General features: G+C 47.3%; 17 protein-coding genes. 10 read left to right on the top strand and 7 right to left on the bottom strand.

What is annotated here, in order from left to right; all coding sequences use genetic code 11:
• Positions 1-225: 225 nt before the first annotated feature.
• Positions 226-1,338: a carboxylate-amine ligase gene (locus EL628_RS22455; RefSeq protein WP_126582250.1), complete on the top strand. Its 1,113-nt coding sequence runs from the start codon at positions 226-228 to the stop codon at positions 1,336-1,338.
• Between the two features lie 88 nt (positions 1,339-1,426).
• On the opposite strand, the gene EL628_RS22450 is transcribed toward EL628_RS22455, so the two are convergent.
• The gene (locus EL628_RS22450; RefSeq protein ID WP_126582249.1) at positions 1,427-1,846 is read right to left on the bottom strand and encodes a nitroreductase family deazaflavin-dependent oxidoreductase; all 420 of its coding nucleotides are present in this window, start codon (positions 1,844-1,846) and stop codon (positions 1,427-1,429) included.
• Positions 1,847-2,160: 314 nt separating this feature from the next.
• On the opposite strand from EL628_RS22450, the gene EL628_RS22445 reads away from it, so the two are divergent.
• Both EL628_RS22445 and EL628_RS22440 read left to right on the top strand, forming a co-directional pair.
• Complete coding sequence (locus tag EL628_RS22445; protein ID WP_126582248.1) at positions 2,161-2,562, top strand: hypothetical protein; 402 nt, start codon at positions 2,161-2,163, stop codon at positions 2,560-2,562.
• A 261-nt stretch (positions 2,563-2,823) separates the two neighbouring features.
• Entirely contained in the window at positions 2,824-3,006 is a 183-nt protein-coding gene (locus EL628_RS22440) for a hypothetical protein (RefSeq protein ID WP_126582247.1), read from the top strand.
• 117 nt (positions 3,007-3,123) lie between these two features.
• Here the strand turns inward: EL628_RS22440 and EL628_RS22435 are convergent, their stop codons facing one another.
• Both EL628_RS22435 and EL628_RS22430 read right to left on the bottom strand, forming a co-directional pair.
• On the bottom strand, positions 3,124-4,269 hold the full coding sequence (locus EL628_RS22435; RefSeq protein ID WP_126582246.1) for a methyl-accepting chemotaxis protein: 1,146 nt from the start codon (positions 4,267-4,269) through the stop codon (positions 3,124-3,126).
• A 26-nt stretch (positions 4,270-4,295) separates the two neighbouring features.
• Positions 4,296-4,811 carry a hypothetical protein gene (locus tag EL628_RS22430; RefSeq protein ID WP_503827291.1) on the bottom strand — a complete coding sequence of 172 codons (516 nt, stop codon included), beginning with the start codon at positions 4,809-4,811 and terminating at the stop codon, positions 4,296-4,298.
• 714 nt (positions 4,812-5,525) lie between these two features.
• Between EL628_RS22430 and EL628_RS22425 the strand changes: the two genes are divergently transcribed.
• Positions 5,526-6,959, top strand: a complete 1,434-nt coding sequence (locus EL628_RS22425) for a hypothetical protein (RefSeq protein ID WP_126582244.1) — start codon at positions 5,526-5,528, stop codon at positions 6,957-6,959.
• A gap of 60 nt (positions 6,960-7,019) precedes the next feature.
• On the opposite strand, the gene EL628_RS22420 is transcribed toward EL628_RS22425, so the two are convergent.
• Positions 7,020-7,832 (bottom strand): AAC(3) family N-acetyltransferase, encoded by an 813-nt coding sequence (locus EL628_RS22420; RefSeq protein ID WP_126582243.1) that lies wholly within the window; start codon positions 7,830-7,832, stop codon positions 7,020-7,022.
• 144 nt (positions 7,833-7,976) lie between these two features.
• Between EL628_RS22420 and EL628_RS22415 the strand changes: the two genes are divergently transcribed.
• The 3 genes from EL628_RS22415 to EL628_RS22405 all read left to right on the top strand — a co-directional run bounded on the left by EL628_RS22415 (position 7,977) and on the right by EL628_RS22405 (position 11,387).
• Positions 7,977-8,831, top strand: coding sequence for a TrmB family transcriptional regulator (locus EL628_RS22415; RefSeq protein WP_126582242.1), 855 nt, complete (start codon positions 7,977-7,979; stop codon positions 8,829-8,831).
• A 37-nt stretch (positions 8,832-8,868) separates the two neighbouring features.
• Positions 8,869-10,143 (top strand): adenylosuccinate synthase, encoded by a 1,275-nt coding sequence (locus tag EL628_RS22410; protein ID WP_126582241.1) that lies wholly within the window; start codon positions 8,869-8,871, stop codon positions 10,141-10,143.
• 413 nt (positions 10,144-10,556) lie between these two features.
• Positions 10,557-11,387 carry a sugar phosphate isomerase/epimerase family protein gene (locus tag EL628_RS22405; RefSeq protein WP_126582240.1) on the top strand — a complete coding sequence of 277 codons (831 nt, stop codon included), beginning with the start codon at positions 10,557-10,559 and terminating at the stop codon, positions 11,385-11,387.
• Positions 11,388-11,509: 122 nt separating this feature from the next.
• Here EL628_RS22405 and EL628_RS22400 read toward each other — a convergent pair whose 3' ends face one another.
• Genes EL628_RS22400 through EL628_RS22390 form a run of 3 tightly spaced genes read right to left on the bottom strand, consistent with a single transcriptional unit; the run spans position 11,510 to position 14,589 of the window.
• Complete coding sequence (locus EL628_RS22400) at positions 11,510-12,790, bottom strand: cytochrome P450 (RefSeq protein WP_126582239.1); 1,281 nt, start codon at positions 12,788-12,790, stop codon at positions 11,510-11,512.
• Positions 12,791-13,723: a transglutaminase family protein gene (locus tag EL628_RS22395; protein WP_126582238.1), complete on the bottom strand. Its 933-nt coding sequence runs from the start codon at positions 13,721-13,723 to the stop codon at positions 12,791-12,793.
• On the bottom strand, positions 13,720-14,589 hold the full coding sequence (locus tag EL628_RS22390) for a transglutaminase-like domain-containing protein (RefSeq protein ID WP_126582237.1): 870 nt from the start codon (positions 14,587-14,589) through the stop codon (positions 13,720-13,722). The genes EL628_RS22395 and EL628_RS22390 overlap by 4 nt, the downstream gene beginning before the upstream one ends.
• A 535-nt stretch (positions 14,590-15,124) precedes the next feature.
• Between EL628_RS22390 and EL628_RS22385 the strand changes: the two genes are divergently transcribed.
• The 3 genes from EL628_RS22385 to EL628_RS22375 are packed head-to-tail and all read left to right on the top strand — an operon-like array spanning position 15,125 to position 18,658.
• Positions 15,125-16,597 carry a circularly permuted type 2 ATP-grasp protein gene (locus EL628_RS22385; RefSeq protein WP_126582236.1) on the top strand — a complete coding sequence of 491 codons (1,473 nt, stop codon included), beginning with the start codon at positions 15,125-15,127 and terminating at the stop codon, positions 16,595-16,597.
• A gap of 24 nt (positions 16,598-16,621) precedes the next feature.
• A complete protein-coding gene (locus tag EL628_RS22380; RefSeq protein WP_126582235.1) occupies positions 16,622-17,611 on the top strand; it encodes an alpha-E domain-containing protein in 990 nt (329 codons plus the stop codon).
• A gap of 45 nt (positions 17,612-17,656) precedes the next feature.
• On the top strand, positions 17,657-18,658 hold the full coding sequence (locus tag EL628_RS22375; protein ID WP_218028981.1) for a transglutaminase family protein: 1,002 nt from the start codon (positions 17,657-17,659) through the stop codon (positions 18,656-18,658).
• The last annotated feature ends 9 nt before the right edge of the window (positions 18,659-18,667 follow it).

Below are 18,667 nucleotides of genomic sequence, written 5' to 3'. Positions count from 1 at the left end.
ACTTGTAATGGCACAAGAATAGCAGATCAAAGGCGATATATGCTATATACTATATGTCCAGCGATGGAATCCACAATGTGCAGATCACAGTGCGAATGATGGCTACTTTGCATCAGGAGAGCTTTTTTTGATCAGCCTTTCAGGGGCCCCTGTATACCTGCCTTAGCATCTGTACTGTGCCTCTTGCACAAGCGTCGTGAACCTGAATACAAAGGAGGAAAACGCTTGTCATCACATTCAGGAGTCTGGACTATTGGAGTCGAAGAAGAGTATCAGATTATTGATCTGCACACTCGCGCTTTATCTAGTGATGCAGAAGCTTTGCTCAAAGCAATGAAAGCCCACCCAAATATTACTGTTCAAACAGAGCTACAACGTTCTCAGATTGAAATCTCTACTCCTATCTGCCAGAATCTTAGTGAAGTACGTACTGCTTTATGCTATGCGCGCCAGAATCTAATCCAGCAAGCCAGGACGATGAACCTGGGTATTGCAGCAGCTGGAACACATCCTTTCTCTCCCTGGGATGAACAGATCCTTTCGCCCTCATCCCGTTACACTGTTATGGAGCAAAAATATCAACAATTGACACGCGAACAAGTGATCTTTGGCTGCCATATTCATGTTGGCTGTAGAGATCGTGACGATGCCATCCAGATCGCGAACCGCGCCCGTATCTGGCTGGCACCCCTCTTAGCGCTAACCGCTAATTCTCCCTATTGGCAGGGAAAGGATACAGGCTATACCAGCTTCCGTACGGAACTCTGGTGGCGCTGGCCCATGGCAGGACCACCAGCACATTTTACTACCTATGCCGATTATCAAACATTAGTGCAGGCTCTTGTCTCCAATCGAAGTATTGATGATTCCACTCATATCTATTGGGATATTCGTCTCTCAGAGCGTTTTCCCACTATCGAATTCCGTATCATGGATGTCTGTCTCACTGTTCAAGAAACAGTCATGCTAACAGGCATTATCCGAGCCCTCGTACAGACCTGCTATCAACAGATACACCTGCAAAGCTGCTATGCTCAAACGCCGACAGAGATACTTCGTAACGCTCACTGGAGAGCAGCGCGGTATGGCCTGGAGGGAGAGCTGATTGATGTTTCGACAAATAGCCTTGTAGCAGCCCCCCTCTTAATTAAAAAGCTGCTGGATTTTGTGCGTCCTGCCCTGGAGGAAAATGGGGAATGGGAAGAGATCTCTACTTCCGTTCAGACAGTGCTCCAAATGGGAAATGGAGCAACACGCCAACGACAGATCTACCAGAAGAATAGCAGTATGATCGATGTAGTAGATTTTATCTTAAAAGAGACAGCACAGATTGCGTAAAGGAAAGACATAGAGGAAGGTTTCGATAGCCAAAAGGGATCAGAGTGGAGGCCACTCTGATCCCCTCTAGAGCCATGAAAACGTTTTTTTAGTTTGCTTTGCGCTCCAGCACAACAACAGGGATCAACCGCGTCGTTTTTGCCTGGTATTCAGCAAAGTTGTTATATTTAGTTGCTTGAGCATTATACAGTCGATCGCGCTCTTCTCCAGTGGCAATATGAGCAATCGCTTCGAATGTCTCGCCACCTACCTCTAAGGTAACCTGTGGATTAGCGACCAGATTATAATACCAATCAGGGTTGGTGGGTGCACCAGCCTTTGAAGCAAAAATAACAAAACGATCACCATCAGGCAGATAAGCCAGAGGTGCAGTACGGCGCTGACCACTTTTAGCGCCCGTGGTGGTTAGTAAGAGCAGTGGAAAACCTGTAAACTGTCCACCAACTTTGCCCCCATTCGCGCGAAACTCTTCTATAACCTGACGATTCCAATCGTTTACGTCTGCCATAAATCCTCCTACAATTATTTCTCTCACACACCGTGAGAGGATTTCCACTGTATGAGAACACTGAAGAATCCCAATTTCTTCCCATCCTGACAAATTCATCTAGATTACCAGAAAGATCTTTGCCCCTTTTTGGGCTATCTCAACGTCTCTACTGATGAATAGAAAGGAGATAAGCTGTGTTAGTAGTAATTAGTTAAGAGTAACTAAAATTCTTAGAAATACTTACTAACACTATTGTCTCTCCGTTACTATCGATTTTTACGGGAACACTTCGTTTGCTACACATAAGAGTGGATTGTGTTAGAAAGGGTGTAATGATGCGGACAAGCGAATTAGGTCATCCACGCCGACAGGTTGGGCTACTCCAGCTTGGTGTTATGTTTTTCACACTGATGACAGCTTTTATCCATATCTATTTAGCAGTACAGCCTGGAGAGGAGCTCCGTACCTGGTTTATTCTAAATGGCATTGGCTATATCGTTCTTCTGATTAGCCTCTTCCTGCCCCAACTTGCTGCCTACCATCGGCCCCTCTGCTATACTCTCATTGCCTATACAGCCTTAACCATTATTCTCTGGTTCATCTTTGGGCAGCCATCTGATGCGATAGGTTTTGCCACCAAAGGGATAGAGCTTATCTTAATTGGGCTCTTAATTTTAGAAAGCCGCCGTCCATATGCAGGCTCAAAAGAGTCTCCTTCTCTCCCTGTTCATTGAGCCAGACCCTGAGATCAGGCTCAAAACACTCCAGCCATGGACAGAGTTTTAAGGCTTGCTGCACAAAAAAATTCGTCTAGCCTAGTACTTCATGTACCACTGAGTACCAAATATTGAGGGTTCGCAAAACATTCTATACATTCAATGGAAGAAGCAGTAGGAAGCTTCAGCGAAATAAAACCGTGAATGTGAACAAGACTTCCTCCCCCCCGTAGCGTAGCCAGGAGAGATAGGAAGCACCTGAGAGAAAGGGAAACGAGCATGAAGTTGGAACACATCAAATACCAGACCTGCCCATACGACCAGCAAGAAGGCATCCTACTTACTGATATCGAAGAAATCTTTCCACAGACCGATGATGAAGGCGATCTTCAATATTATTGTACAAGCGGCAGACATTTGTTTTCTTATAACGAGAATAGTGACTATCAGAGTGAGGATTAAAACAGACGGGCAACTCCGCCTCATCAGTTTAGACTGGCAGGCCCGCAGATTGGGCCTGCTTCCTCTTCAGGACATCATTACACACGTATGTGTGCATATGAGCATCTCAGCAAAGTGCTAGACGTTGGAACTACCACGCGATTGAGATTGATATGAAATAACACCACCTTGAGAAGAGGGAATAAACATCGGCTGGGCTTGATGTAACGGCGTCTGCGCGATCGTTTTTCCCTGTAAAGCCGCCACCAGAGGATCAATGGCGGTCTGGGTAAAACCTAATTCGGGGACTTTTTGCATCTGCTCTGCGCGCTGAATACTCTGTACAGAGATGGTTACAGCCTGCTCAACACGTTGGAGCTCCTTCTCAGCCACCACAGCTCTTTGTAAACGTACCAATAATGTATTAAGTGCTCTGGCAATCTGCCACAAAGAGCTATCCTGAGTCAACGGTGCACGCGCATTCAAATTACCATTCGCTATCGCAACGTGCGTCTGCAAAATCTGCTCAATTCCTTCTTCCAGATCGCGCTTCTGCTCAACCAGCGCATGCTCCAACTTCATCACCATCTCCGCACGATCAGCTCGAGCAATAGCCCTGGAAACGCTACTCACCCACACGTAGGCCACCCCCGCAACAATGATAAACAGGATAATAGGACGAATCATGATTGGAAGAAATTGTGTATGCAGATCAGCTGCAAGGCCCATCGTATGAGGTTGACCAACCAGGCTGATGAGAACAATACCAGAATTGAGCGCAGCCACCAGGAAAATACTGCGTGCTGGCAAGAGCGAGACGGCTAAAAGCTCCGTAATGATGTAGAGATCATAAATCTGAATGGTTGGCTCATCAAGAGGCAGGGTCGTAAAAATGCCGATCGTCAGCGCGACTTCAAAGACTGCAATCACGATAAAGCCTGCAACAGTCACTTGACCAGAGCGATTCAAATAGAGTGCGCACACGGTCGATAGAAACATCCCCAGCGCAATCCAGACATCTATCTTATTCGGCACAAACAAACAGGCTGGAATAGCCAGTAAGAGGATTAAACCATAGAAAAAAAGCACATTACTGAGCAGTCGCGATTTACGAACTTCCTCACGCTTTAAAAAACTTGCCTGGACAGATACTTCCGGCATCGCTGTAAGGTTATACCACCAGGGCAGAAAACCTCTTTGAGCTTCATGTACAGACTCCACCAGAGCATCTGGCTCTATCACAGGTCGCGGAAAAGGTGTATCAGGAAGACTTGATTTATTCATAGGACAAAAACCTCCCTACCCATGTTTTACGAAATGTTAATGACATTCATCGCCAACAAGATCTGAATAGCCTCTTCAATAACATTTGTTGGCAATGGAGCAGCCGCCTTTACATCATCAATCGTACGATGACCATCAATGAGCTCGAAGACAAGCGAAAGCATCATTTTATGGCGATAACTCCAACCATCTAACTTCTCCAATTCAAGCGGTGCCACCCGCCGCAAATGAGGAGAGGCAGGCTCACTTCTCACTGCTGATGGTGTGGATGACGATGACACCAGGGTCCACTCAAAAGGGCCTTTCTCACTATCCAAACGAGTAAGTACCTCTTTATTGATCTGAAAACGCTGCCCCTGCTTATCCTCAACAGTGCAAGAGACAACCTTTCCCTCCACAAGGTGCAAATACCCTCTACATCTCCCACGAATACCGGGTACATGATGAAGGTCAGCTTGCAATATACCGCTCTTATGGTATTGCTCAAATAGTTTGAGGCTAAATGCAAGGCCGAGACTCGCATCGATTCCATCTTTCTCCACGATGCACCTTACTACCTTTTCTTTACAATGAACGCTCGCATCTCATCCTCTCTGATCTTGTTTAACTCTCTCATGTCATTTACACACCACGAAATCTATCAAACATCAAAGAGAGTTAATCAATGAAACACAAATACAATGTATCACATTTGTCGATACATCCCTATTAATTTTCCATTAATATAAATGCATGTATTTCTTATTACACAAGCTAAAGTCTCTATACTTACTATCTCATAGAGGCTCTTTCGCTGAATACTCTCCGCTTTTTCATGTGTACTCAGCTTTTTTGGACTCTTTGTGGCTTCATGGAGCTCTTCCATGCTCCCTAGTCCCTGGAGAATAGCTCTTATCGTTTCTCTATCCGCAAATATTTTTACATAATTTTTTCTATATTTTATTGGTATTAGCATAAAAACATAGAAATTTTTCATCTTTACTTCTTATTTTTAAGTATATATACTGTCCTTGCCAAAGAGAAAATCACTTGCATTGAATCTCACTATTATTTTATAGCTATTCTTCTAAAAATAGGAGTTTATACGCAATCTACAATACTATGATGGGAGAGTAGCTCTAAAATTATTGATCTTTTTTTCGTTTGTCATTGTATGTTTTACCGATAGGACCGGCTCCAAATTGATTGAGATAAGACTGTGTGTGTTCTCTATTCGCAGAGATGATCGATCTATTACCTGGAGGTAAAGAAAACAGATGGCTACTAAAAATGTTTTCACTACACATCAAACATGTGTTCGTGTTCCTTTCTCAGGCAATGTCATCTTGCTATGTACGTTTTTCACGCTTCTCTTACAATTTGTTCCTGTCTCGGATCTGCTCCATCTGGGAGTGTTTTCCTCGCGCACAACGTATGCTGCGAGGACTATCTCACCTCAACTTATGCAGACAGAGCAATCAATTATTATGAATATCAAACAGAATGGTTTTAACAATGGGGCAGGTGCAAACAATCATCCAGGGGGGTTATGGATTAACTGGCTATACGGTAGCTCTCCTCTACAAACCAATTTTGATACCAATGGAAAAACTGATCAGCAGCAAGGGCTTCCGTTGCGTCATGATCCGTTAACGGATATCCGTTACCTTAATGCTTTATGGATGTACAAATCACAATATCCAACTGATACGCAATTTGATGATCAGATTGCTCTCTATACTCCAATTGTCAAGCTTGATTATGCTCAGACTGATGATGAGAGAGGGTGGCTCTACGATGAGGAATTTATCAGTCTCTACAACTTAAGTGGCGATGAAGAGTATAAAAATGATGCACTTAGCCTGATTCGGGCCTATTCAAAACACTTTAATGCCCAGGTGGGAACCATTTTTAGGATTTCACAGGCGCACCCACATGGTTATTATCGCGTTGACATCGCACTTGAAGAAGGTTGTGCGCTCCTTCAAGCCGGTACTGAGTTTAACAATGCGTTATGGAGTCAGCAGGGCCAGAGTATTGTTGATTTTGTGTACCAGCATGCCTATGTGGCAGGAGATCACACCTTCCCCAGTCAGATGGATAATGTTTTACTCAATACCGATAAGGATCATCCTGTTGTGAATCCCAATGAGACGTTCCTTCTGGCACAAAGTCAGGCAGAGGGTGATAACAATACACAGGGCAGTCTATTCCGCATGGGGGGCATTGCTCAGATCGCTACATCTTTAGTACGAGTCTATCAGGTGACACATCAGGAGATCTACTTGAATCGGGCGCTTGATCTTCTTGATGCTCTGTCTCTTCCTAATAATAGCCTTGGGCTCTGGGATATCCATAACCAGGGCTACTTCTATGGGGGCATCTTCTCGGGTTCTGGCCCCAGTAATCCAGGCACGTTAACCATCAAAGCCGATGAAAAAGAACCTGGACGTCAGGCTGCAATGCTGATCGCTTTCCATCTTGCCAATCAGGTCACAGGAAATCGCTATCAGGATATGGAGAGACAGATGCTCGCGGTATTGTTAAATAAAGCGTATTATGCACAAGGCCATGGGGTTCTTTATGAGGTCAATCCAGATTGGTCGCCCAAAGTTCGCGCTGGTACGCCTCAAACGTGGGTAACAACTGAGGCAATGGGCACCATGCTTGAGGCCCTCCTTTTTCTTCCTCAGTCCTCCTCAGCCTCCTGAGCCCCTTCATTGAAAGGGTCTTAAGAGAGATGGTCAGTATCGGCCATCTCTCTTCTGTCTTTAAACAGTCATTCTCTGCTGCTTATACCAATCGACGGCCACATCAATGGCTGTCCGTTGTGGATGAAGCTTCGCGGTAGCTGAACCAACTTTTCCTACTCTAACAAGTTGAAGCCTCTCTAACTCTACACCCAGTTGAGGGAATACGTCAGAATCGATCTCGATATCGCGGTACTGTTTCCAGACTCTTTGTCCGTTTTCAAGCATTGGCGAGCCCAACAGAACCTCTTTCGCCCCTGGAGTACGATATTCTGCCAGATGCAATGAGGTATCACGATCGTAATCAACGCCTAACAACAAAACCCATCCAGATAGATCATACATACGAGCCAGAGGCGAAGCCTCTCCAAGTCCATATTCAAGGCTCTGCCGCTCAACAATTTCTGATGCATGCCTTCCCCAGGCAGCAAACGAGACCAGAGGGTGGTTACTCCGCACAACTCCGGGCCATGTTCGGAAGGCTTCTACAATCTGACCCATTTTATAAGAAGGGGTTGTTAATGGGTTGAATGCTGGCATAGCTTCATATAATGTTGGCAACCACTCCGGCGGCACAGGTGGATTTTGCCACTGTGCTGGATCGGAATAATTACCAGTCTGAGTGGGCATCACGATTGTTCCCTCTTCAGTAATGACATCCATCAGTGCCTGAACCACGGCCACTGGTCCTCCACAAGTCCAACCAATCGAACGCAGTGAAGAATGAATGATGACAATCATTCCTGCCTGTAGCCCCAACGTGCGCAAGTCTATCGCCAGGCTCTCACGCGTACGAGGTACAGGGGTATTCTGTATCACTTCCTTCTCAGTCATAGTCTGTCCTTTCTTCTCTTGCTCTATTGTATGACATTGTTTTCAATACCATTCGCTGCTACTACCTATCAGCTTGACAGCGATCTCTGAAGCAGGTATATTAGTAGTAGTAAAGGCTACTACTAGCGAGAAAAGGAAGCGATTGTGGCTGGTACAACTATCGAAGAGATGAAACACCTGGGATTTACAGGCTCTGAGGCGCAGGTCTATCTCTTTTTACTGCAACATCCACTTTCTACCGGTTATGAGATCAGTAAAGGGACTGGCCTTGCTCGTGCAAATATCTATCAGGCCCTGGAGACCCTTACGGCTAAGCATGGAGTGAACGCTGTCAGCGCTGATCCAGTTCGTTATGCCCCCATCCCACCAGCACGCTTGCTCAAAACGATTCAAGAGGAGACTGCCGAACGCTGCCGCTTGCTTGAGAAGCAGTTTGCCGCCTTAGAACGTCCCGATGGGGTTGGGCATTTCTGGGAATTAACCGAACGAAACAGGATTGAAGCACGTCTATCAGAGATGATCACCAGGGCGCAACACCGGATCGCTGCCAGCCTCTGGGCCGATGATCTTGTTCATTTTACAGAAGCTCTGAATGCAGCGCGCAATCGGGGCTGCACAGTCATTCTCAATCTCTTTGGTGAAGCAAAAGCTGACTATGCGACGATCTACCAGCATGAAGGCCCCGAAAAGGTCGTTGGAGGTCATGTCATCGCGCTGGCCGTTGATTTTGAAGAGGTGCTCGTCGCTTCACTCGATCAACCTGTGACCGGGGTAGTGACACAGAATCGCACGCTTGTCCGTGTGGTCGAGAAATTTATTCGCAATGAAGCTTATCTAGCCGCTCTCTACGAACACTTTGCACCTGAACTGGAGGCCGCCTTTGGCCCCCATCTCGTACAGTTGCGCCGTAGCCTGTTGCCGGAAAGTGATGCCGAACGCCTGGTGGCGATTACGACGATGGGCTCAGAGCCTATCAGCTTGCCATCAGACTTACAATAAACTACGTATGTATCTATGAGCAAAAGGAGTCGCCATTATGGCTGGATCAATCACTGTTGTTGTTGGCACTCAATGGGGGGATGAAGGGAAGGGAAAGCTGGTCGATCTGTTAAGCACTGATGCAGAGCTCTGTATCCGCTTTCAGGGTGGAGGCAATGCTGGTCATACGGTCGTCAATAAATTTGGAACATTTAAATTACATCTGGTTCCCTGTGGCATCTTTAATCCAGACTGCCAGTGTATTATGGGAACAGGAACAGTGATCGATCCCCAGGATCTTATCGACGAGATGCAGACGTTTGTTGAGCAAAATGTCTCCGTTGAGAATCTCTTTATCTCCGATCGCGCACATGTGGTGATGCCTTATCACAAGTTGTTTGATCGACTCGAGGACGAGGCACGCGGAGCTTATCGTGTTGGTACAACCGGACGTGGTATCGGGCCAGCTTATACCGATAAATATGCTCGCATTGGCATCCGTTTCCATGATCTTCTCCATGAAGAGTCGCTACGCCAGAAGCTATCGGTTATTTTGCCACGACATAATGCTCTCCTTACTCATGTCTATAATCAACAAGCTCTTGATCTTGAGCAGTTGGTGGCTCAGTGTATTGCCTGGGGCAGACAACTTAAGCCACGCATCGTCGATACAGTTCCTATGATCCGTACGGCCCTGCAGAGCAATAGAAAGATCATTCTCGAAGGTCAGCTCAGCGCCATGAAAGATATCGATTGGGGCTCCTATCCTTATGTGACCAGCTCTTCTCCCACAGCCGCTGGTGCCGCCGCTGGCTCTGGCATTCCACCACGCTATCTCACAGAGGTCATTGGAGTCGCTAAAGCATACAGCACACAGGTTGGAACAGGCCCGATGCCGACAGAGCTCTCAGGAGATGAGGCTGATCACTTACGCCAACTGGGGTCGGAATATGGAGCAACTACTGGCCGCCCACGCCGCGTTGGCTGGTTTGATGCGGTCGTTACCCGCTATGTTGCTGAGATCAATGGCTGTACAGCTATCTCAGTGACCAAAATGGATGTCCTGGATACGATGGCGGAGATTCCTGTCTGCGTAGCCTATCGTTATCAGGGCGAGCTTATCCATGATCTTCCTGATCCTCAGATCCATGAGCTCTGCGAGCCCGTCTATGAGGTGCTTCCTGGCTGGCTTGAGTCAACTGAGCAGGCACGAGCATTAGAGGATCTTCCACGCAATGCCAGACTCTATCTGGAACGTCTGGCCGAGCTCGTTCAGGTCCCCATTCATAGCGTTGGTGTTGGTCCCGATCGCGCCCAGACGCTTGTGCTCTAAATTCATAGCATTGGCATTGGCCCCCAATCGAGCCCAGATGCTTGTGCTTTAATGACTCCTGGCAGCTTGTACCTCTAATTACTCACGCATAGGTGCTGAGAGCGACTTCGAGAAGAGCGCTCTCAGCACCGGTCAAAAAAAGCCCTCATCATCCACGTTGTCTGATTGAGGACCGATCGACGTTGGTGAGACCTCATCACTATAACCTCTCCTTTTTCAGCTCGCAAGGTGGACACGTGGTGTTGGCAGAAAGGGCATTGAGGCATATCGGTCGGGCACCGCAATACGTACTAAAGACAGAGCTCCTGATCAAAATCCTTCACTAGAAGAAGATGCGATAATGAAGAAGAGCGCTTAAAGTGGAAGAGCTCTGCGCTCCGACAGCATAAGTCATCTGGAGAAAGAGGCGAAACGTGAAATTTGCATTTAGTACACTCGCTTGCCCCCAGTGGTCAGTTGAAGAGATTGTGCATAACGCACTTGAAATGGGCTATGATGGCGTTGAATGGCGTCTGATCGATGGTGAGGTTATTAATCCTGTCACCGATGCTGATAAGCTCCGCGATGCAGTAGAGCTCTGCCGTGAACGCGGTCTAGAGGTCTGCGCCTTCGATACGTCTTGCCGTTTAAATCAGAGCGATCCTCACCAGCTTGCACAACAGGTTCATGAATTACGAACGTGGATTGCCCTTGCCGAAGAGCTCCATGTTCCCATCTTGCGCGTCTTTGGCGGAGAGCCTCCTGCCGAAGCACAGAGTAATCCAGAAGCTGAAAATACCATCGTGGTAAAGGCTCTTCATCAGGTAAGCCATCAGGCAGAAACGGCTGGCGTGACGATTGCTATTGAGACTCATGATGCCTTCTCTTCTGCTCAACGCGTCGCAGCTATTTTAAAGGAAACAAACTCACCAGCAGTGGCGGCACTATGGGATAGCCATCATCCGTATCGCGTTGGAGAGACAGTGAATGAGGTTCTTCAGGCCTTAGATGGGAGTATTGTCCATGTGCATGTAAAGGATGCTTTCAAGGTGCCTGATAGCGACAATTGGCAACTCGTTCTGGTTGGCGAGGGGGAGGTTCCCGTTCAAGAACAGATTCAACGCCTCTATGAGCATGGCTATAAAGGGTATATATCCGTCGAATGGGAAAAACGCTGGCATCTAGAACTTTCTAATCCGGAGATTGCGTTACCTGAACATATCGCCTGGCTCAAACGCGTCGAAAAATCTTTAGTTGAGGTTTGATTCCGCTTTCGCGCCGAAAAAAGAAGGTAACCCGCGTAAGTGGAATTTACCTTCTTTTTCTAGCAAAAGCTTTTTTTGCGCCAATACGCTTTTTTATTATTTTAACCTCTATACACTACATCTTAGAGGGCTTTTTTCTTTACACGTATCCGAATACCTTCGACGGGCCAGCCTGTCACACTATAGACTTGGGCAATTCTCTGATCTGGTACAACCTCAAGTGTATAATGACGCAGCACATGTGAGGCGAGAGCTTTGATCTCAATCTGAGCAAAATTAATGCCAATACAGATGCGTGGTCCCCCTCCAAAACCTACCAGAGCATACGGATTTTTTTTGTGTTCTTCGCGTGGGGGAGCAAATCGATCAGGATCAAACACGGTTGGATTGGCAAAAATCTCAGGGAGATAGTGCGATGCCAGAATCGAATAAAACACAAATGTGCCTGCTGGCACATGATAACCGTGAAAGTCAAAATCTTCCAGAACGCCACGAGGCCCATTTGCCACTGGAGGATAGAGGCGTTCAGCCTCGTTCAGAGCATTCTCCAACACTTTCATACGCTTGAGTTCGTCCAGCGTGGGATCTGCTCGCTCCCCTACTAATTCGGATTGCTCTTGCAAAATACGCTGCGTATAATCTTTATGTTGTATCAATAGATAGAGTAGCCAGGTACTTAAGCTTGTCGAAGTCTCATGTCCAGCCACCAGAAGAATATTCACATGCGCAATCAGCTTTTCCACGCTCATGGGGCGACCTTCAGCATCACGATGCTGTACAAGAATACTAAATAGATCATCAGTTGGATGATGACGGCGCTCCTCGATAATGGGAAGCAGAAGGTCCTGTAATTGTTGCTCAAGAGAGGCTACCCATTGCCGATACTCCTCCTCTGGTAGACGCACAGCTGGACCGTTTAAGAGCAGAGTAAATAGCTCACGAAAATGATCGCTCTGCTCAAGTCCTGTCAGAGCTTGAGCAGCAATATCAAAAGTCAGCTTGCGTGCCTCCTGGAACAGGTCAATCTCCTCTTGCTCGGCCCATCGAGCTACATGCAGACCAATGAGTCTATTCATGATCGGAAGATATTTATCCATATAATTTACTGCAAACGCGGGATTCATCACTTTCCGATGCTGGTCATGCTCCTCCCCATCCATCGTCAACAGACCATTGCCAAATGTCTCGGTGACGTCAAAGATCGTTCCCCAGCCAATATGATTGGAAAACTTATGACGTTGGGAGACGAGCACAAGCCGATTGGCCTCAGGCCCTATAAGATAGACAATCTTCCCACCATGAGCCGCGAAGATTGGACCATGCTGCTGATATGCCTCAATCAATAATGGGCCAAAATGATAACGGTAATCATCAGGCAGATTTACCAGAGGAATTGCCTTCATCTATACACCTTTCATCTGAGATGTATCTGCATATTCAAACAAGGTAAGTCCAACCTGCTTTTCAGCTTTTAAGTGCCCTCCATAAGCTGCACGAAAGGTGCCAGAGGTTGGTGAGACATCCAGATAGTCGCGCCCAACGGCAATAGTTACATAGCTTAAGTCGGCCTGACGATCATTCGTTGGATCAAAAGGGATAACCTGCGCCTGACCCTCACCTGGGAGGATCACTTCAACCCAGGCATGAGTCCCTCCCTCACCCAGTAGATGTCCAGATACATAGCGAGCAGCAATACCACAGAGACGACAGAGGGCCAGCATCACATGCGCGTAGTCTTGACAGACCCCCTTCCCCAATGCCAGAGCCTCCACAGCAGTCGTTTTAACGCTGGTTATATCATGGGTATAGAGCAAACGCTCATAGGTCCAGTGATTGATCTCCTGAGCCAGCGCCAGACCTTGCTTGCCCGTCTTCAACATTGTTTGAGCAGTCTCCTCCAACAGCGCATTTGAGCATGTTAATGTTGAAGGCTCCAACCAATGACGATTCAGCAGCCAGGAAGAAGGGCCGGATTGAAAAAATGGTGTAGCCAATCTTTCAACCCAGGCCTCGATGGTAAAATCAACAGCGTTCTCTATCTCCGGAATATGGAGCTGAATCGCATGATTTCCAAAGTCATCGCTGCTTTGCATAAGCGTAAAGTCTGTGCTGGAAACCTTGATTCGATAATTAATTAAGCGCTGGCTACCATGTTCAGCCGGAGGAACAATCATCAGACGCTGTTGAAGATCATAGATGGGACCAGGATATTCATAGCGAAGATGTTGATGCAAAAAGTAGACAGTGCGCTTGATCTTCGTCCAATCTACCTGTCGATGATCAATCACCTGAGAACGTGGCAGATCAGTTGCAAGATGAGCAATCCACTCGGTCATGCGTTTGCTTTATCCTCTCTTACGCTATCGCTGCTAATCATAGGGACCTTCAAGATATCCGGGTTACGAGCGTCATCAGCCCAGACAGTCATCTGTGTTAAACCAGGCGATCCATATGTGGTTACCATAGCCACATCCAGGGCATCTCGCCCTCTTCCAACCAGAACACGTCCAGTACGTGGAATATTGTTACGCGGATCAAAGGTCCACCAGCGATTCGAGAGATACACCTCCATCCAGGCGCAAAAATCCATCGGTGCATCGGCAATCGGGACACCAATATCGGGAATATATCCAAACACATAGCGCGCTGGAATATTCATAGCCCGGCAAAAGGTAACTCCCAGGTGGGTAAAGTCGCGACACACGCCCACTCCCTGCTCACAGACATCCACAGCCGTGGTTGTGGGACGACTGGTGCCATATTGAAACCGAATATTGGTATGCACCCAATCGCAGATCGCCTGTACCCGTGACCAGCCTGGCTGTGTCTGCCCAAAGAGCTCCCAGGCTCGATTTGAGAGGACATCCGAGAGACAGAAGCGACTTGGGAGCAGATAGACAAGAACCTCATCTGGCAGTGACTCAACAGGATGTTGAATGGCATCGGGAGCATATTCATCTGTCCCGTCAGCGACTTCGACCACAGCGTCGTATGACCAGACATGCTCCCCAACAGGCATCACCAGACGCTGGCATTGATTGGCATACATGTCGCGGTATCCATGCATGGACACAGACGGAGTGAGCTGCCACGTTTCGTGAAGCACTTGAAGAGGGCCATCAGGATGAGGTTGTACCTGGAGTATCGTCGGAGTCGGCCACGTTGCCTCATAACGAAATTCGCATCCTACTCGAATCTGCATGGCTTTTGCATTCCTTACTAGCGACAACTGCCGCTCTACGAGGTAAACATGTACAAAAGTCAAGGACACTTCTTGTTAGATTTTCCTCTCTGTGCAGAACAGGATCGATCAACAACATACTTTGCTGCTCTGATGCGTAAAATTGCACAAAAAGACAAGAATTCTTGTGACTATTATAATCTATAAAGTCCTTGCTTGTCATTAGTGATACGAATCTGCCTGAGATACTGTTTCACTCTCGCTTTGTCAATTGGCAAATGAAACAAAATTTTTCCATACCATGGCCTCTCTATAAACGAGAGAACGCATCATTTGTTTCTATATCCTCTTAAATCTGCCTTTACTAGAAGCATGATTCTTATATATGTGCCAGGCTCTCCGCATAAACCAGAAAATATTTGTTCAAACTTGACAAATGAACCAATGGGTGGGTATTATAAATATACCTACCTGGTAAAACCATCCATGGCGATGAGGCCTCACACACTGGTGTGGGGTTTTTTGTTTATACTGTCTGAAAGCCGGGGACCTTGCCATGCCACGACCAGACACTTCGGGGCGGATTACCTTGCCGCCACCCTTTGCGGAATACCTGCTTGATCATGCCTATGATGAGATGTTCAACGCAGAGGGGAAGGCTCGCTCAGCCTATCAAAAGCTCTATTATCGCCTGCTCGAGATGCCTTTTGACACCCTGCATCAACGTCAGCAAGCAGCTAATCAGGCTTTTCTGAATCAGGGTATTACCTTCACTGTCTATGGAGACAATGAAGGGACAGAGCGCATCTGGCCTTATGATCTGCTTCCACGCATTATTACTGCACAGGAATGGGAGACAATCGAACGCGGATTAGCTCAACGCATTACTGCACTCAACCTGTTCCTGAAAGATATTTATCATGAGGGGCATATTCTTGCTGATGGCAGTCTTCCTCGCTCATTGATCTATAGTTGTCGCCATTATCGACGTGAGATGCGCGGTATTCGTATCCCACATGATATTTATATCTCTATTGTGGGAACAGACCTTGTCCGCCTGCCAGATGGGCAATTTGCCGTTCTGGAGGACAATCTCCGTGTCCCCAGTGGTGTCTCATACATGCTCACTAATCGCGAAGTGATGAAGCGCGTCTTCCCTTCGCTCTTTGTCAGTCATGGCGTTCGGGCGATCGATCACTATGGGCAGGCTCTCTTAAGCACGCTCTCGTCCCTGGCTCCCCTTGGCAATCCCGATCCTACGATTGTCCTGCTTACGCCAGGTGTCTATAATTCGGCTTATTTTGAGCATACATTCCTTGCTCGCCAGATGGGCATAGAGTTAGTTGAGGGGCGCGATCTGATTGTGCATAATAATGTCATCTATATGCGCACAACTGGTGGCCTCAAACGCGTTGATGTGATTTATCGTCGCATTGATGATGATTATTTAGATCCTCTGGCCTTCCATCCTCGCTCAACGCTCGGCGTCCCTGGCCTGCTCAATGCCTATCGTGCTGGCAATGTCGCACTGGCAAACTCGATCGGCACAGGGATCGCGGATGATAAGGCTCTCTATGCCTATGTCCCGAAAATTATCCGCTACTATTTGAATGAGGACCCTATTCTCCCTAATGTAGAGACGTTTCTGCTCACGGATGAGAAAGAGCGACGCTATGTGCTTGATCATCTGGATGAACTGGTCGTCAAAGCTGTTGGCGAATCTGGTGGCTATGGCATGTTGATTGGTCCTTATAGTACGGCTGAACAACGCGAAGATTTTCGACAGCGCATCATTGCCGATCCGCGCAATTATATTGCTCAACCAACGCTTGCGCTCTCGCGTGCCCCTTGCTTTTTAGAGAATCGGATTGAACCACGTCATGTCGATCTACGCCCCTTTGTCCTCAATGGCGATCGCATTACAGTTGTCCCTGGCGGCTTAACCCGTGTGGCACTTAAACGTGGCTCTCTCGTCGTGAATTCTTCTCAAGGGGGCGGTAGCAAGGATACCTGGGTCTTGCATGATTAGTTGAGCAGTGAATGAGGATCTACTATGCTGTCACGAGTCGCCGATAATCTATATTGGATGAGCCGCTATCTTGAACGTGCGGAACATACCGCCCGCTTACTAGATGAGTCGCTCCACCAGATGTTAGATCAAGATGCCGAACATGCTGAGCAGCGTTGGGAACGGCTCCGTTTAAGTCTCCATCTTCCTCCGCTTGGTGAAAATCCTGATGAGGTCTTTGATCTCACACGTTCGCTGACCTTCGATGCGAATAATAGTGCCTCTCTTCTCTCCTGTATTGCTCAAGGACGCGAGAATGGACGCCAGGTTCGCGAGCAGATCAGTACGGAAATGTGGGAACAGGTCAATCGTCTCTATCTCCAGATCAAGCGCATAGATATTGATGAGGTCTGGTATGCCGATCCCTATAGTTTTCTGAAAAGTATTAAAGAGGGGGTTCAGCTCTTTCAAGGCATTACTGATGCAACGATGAATCATAGTGAGGGCTGGCATTTTATTCGGGTTGGTCGCTTTATCGAGCGAGCACAGGCTACCGCTTCTCTGCTCGATGTGCATTTCAGTACTTATCTCAAATATCAACAAGAGGGTCTGACCAGCCCTTTAGACTATCTCGATTATATGGGTTGGGTCGGATTACTGCGCTCCTGCACCTCATTTGAGGCATACTGTAAGGTATATACGGCAACAATCGATCCTGAGAAGATCGCCGAGTTTCTGCTCTTAAATGCTGAGTCTCCACGCTCTGTTCGCTTTGCTGCTACGATGATTCAGAGTGCATTGCAGGCGATTGCGCGATCCGCTGAAACACGCTCGACAAAAGGTGTTGAGCGCCTGGCTGGACGGCTACGCTCAAGTCTGGAGTACGATCAGGTGGAGGATATTTTCCATGATATGCATAGTTATCTGGAGAATATTCAACGACAGTGTACGCAAATTCACAAAGCCATTTATCAGGCGTATATTGTCTATCCCATTGATGTGGCTCTTACAGGAAGGGGCGCTGCACAAGAATAATCCATCTACCGATAAGGGTTCTCTCTGCGCACCAGGAAAGCTTCTGTGCATATTTTCTTGCATGATGCATATATTGGAGAAAAGATGTATTATACGGTTCAACATATCACAAAGTTCCGCTATAGTGCTCCTATCACTGAGAGTATTATGGAGGTTCGGATTCAACCGCGAAGCGAAGGTCAGCAGCATTGTCTCGATTTTCGTCTGACAACCAGTCCACGCACACAGATCTTGACGTATCGGGACGATCTGAGCAATCGTGTGCATCACTTTGATATTCCTAACAGCCATTCACATCTCACTATTACTGCCGAAGCTATTGTTGAGGTACTACCACCGTTACCACTTCCTGATGAACTGAGTGCAAGTGCATGGGAAGAGCTTGATGCCTTGACGGCTAACGATGAATATTGGGATATGCTTAAACCGAGCCATTTTACTCAGCCCAGTGAAATTTTTTATGCATTTATGCGTGAACTAGATATTCAACGTCGCCATGATCCCCTGAGTGCTCTGCACGAGATCAATCACAAGCTCTATGCGTCGATCGAATATGCCAAAAAAAATACGCGTGTGGACTCGCCAATTGACGACGCTCTACGCATCCGTCGCGGTGTCTGTCAAGATTTTGCGCATATTATGATTACCATGGTTCGCTCGTTACAGATTCCTTGCCGCTATGTCAGTGGCTATCTCTTTGCGCGAGGGAATGATCCACGTGCACAATCATCGGCTGGTGCAACTCATGCCTGGGTAGAAGCTCTGTTGCCAGGACTTGGTTGGGTCGGTTTTGATCCGACAAATGATACATTGGCAGGCGAACGTCATATCCGTATTGCTGTTGGTCGTGATTATTCTGATGTTCCACCAACACATGGGATCTTCCGTGGCAAGGCCGATAGCGACCTCTCTGTCTCCGTTCGCGTTTTCCCGACTGAAGCGCCACCACTAAGTGCAGAACTTTCATTGGAAGCCGATTGGATTCCTGTCATGCACACTGCCTATGAGCCTGAAGAGAATATTCATCTCCAACCTCAACAACAATAGCTCGCAGGG

The organism is Tengunoibacter tsumagoiensis (assembly GCF_003967535.1).
Taxonomy (GTDB): domain Bacteria; phylum Chloroflexota; class Ktedonobacteria; order Ktedonobacterales; family Ktedonobacteraceae; genus Tengunoibacter; species Tengunoibacter tsumagoiensis.
The sequence above is the reverse complement of the archived record's forward strand: the minus strand, read 5'-3'. Positions and strand labels throughout refer to the sequence as shown.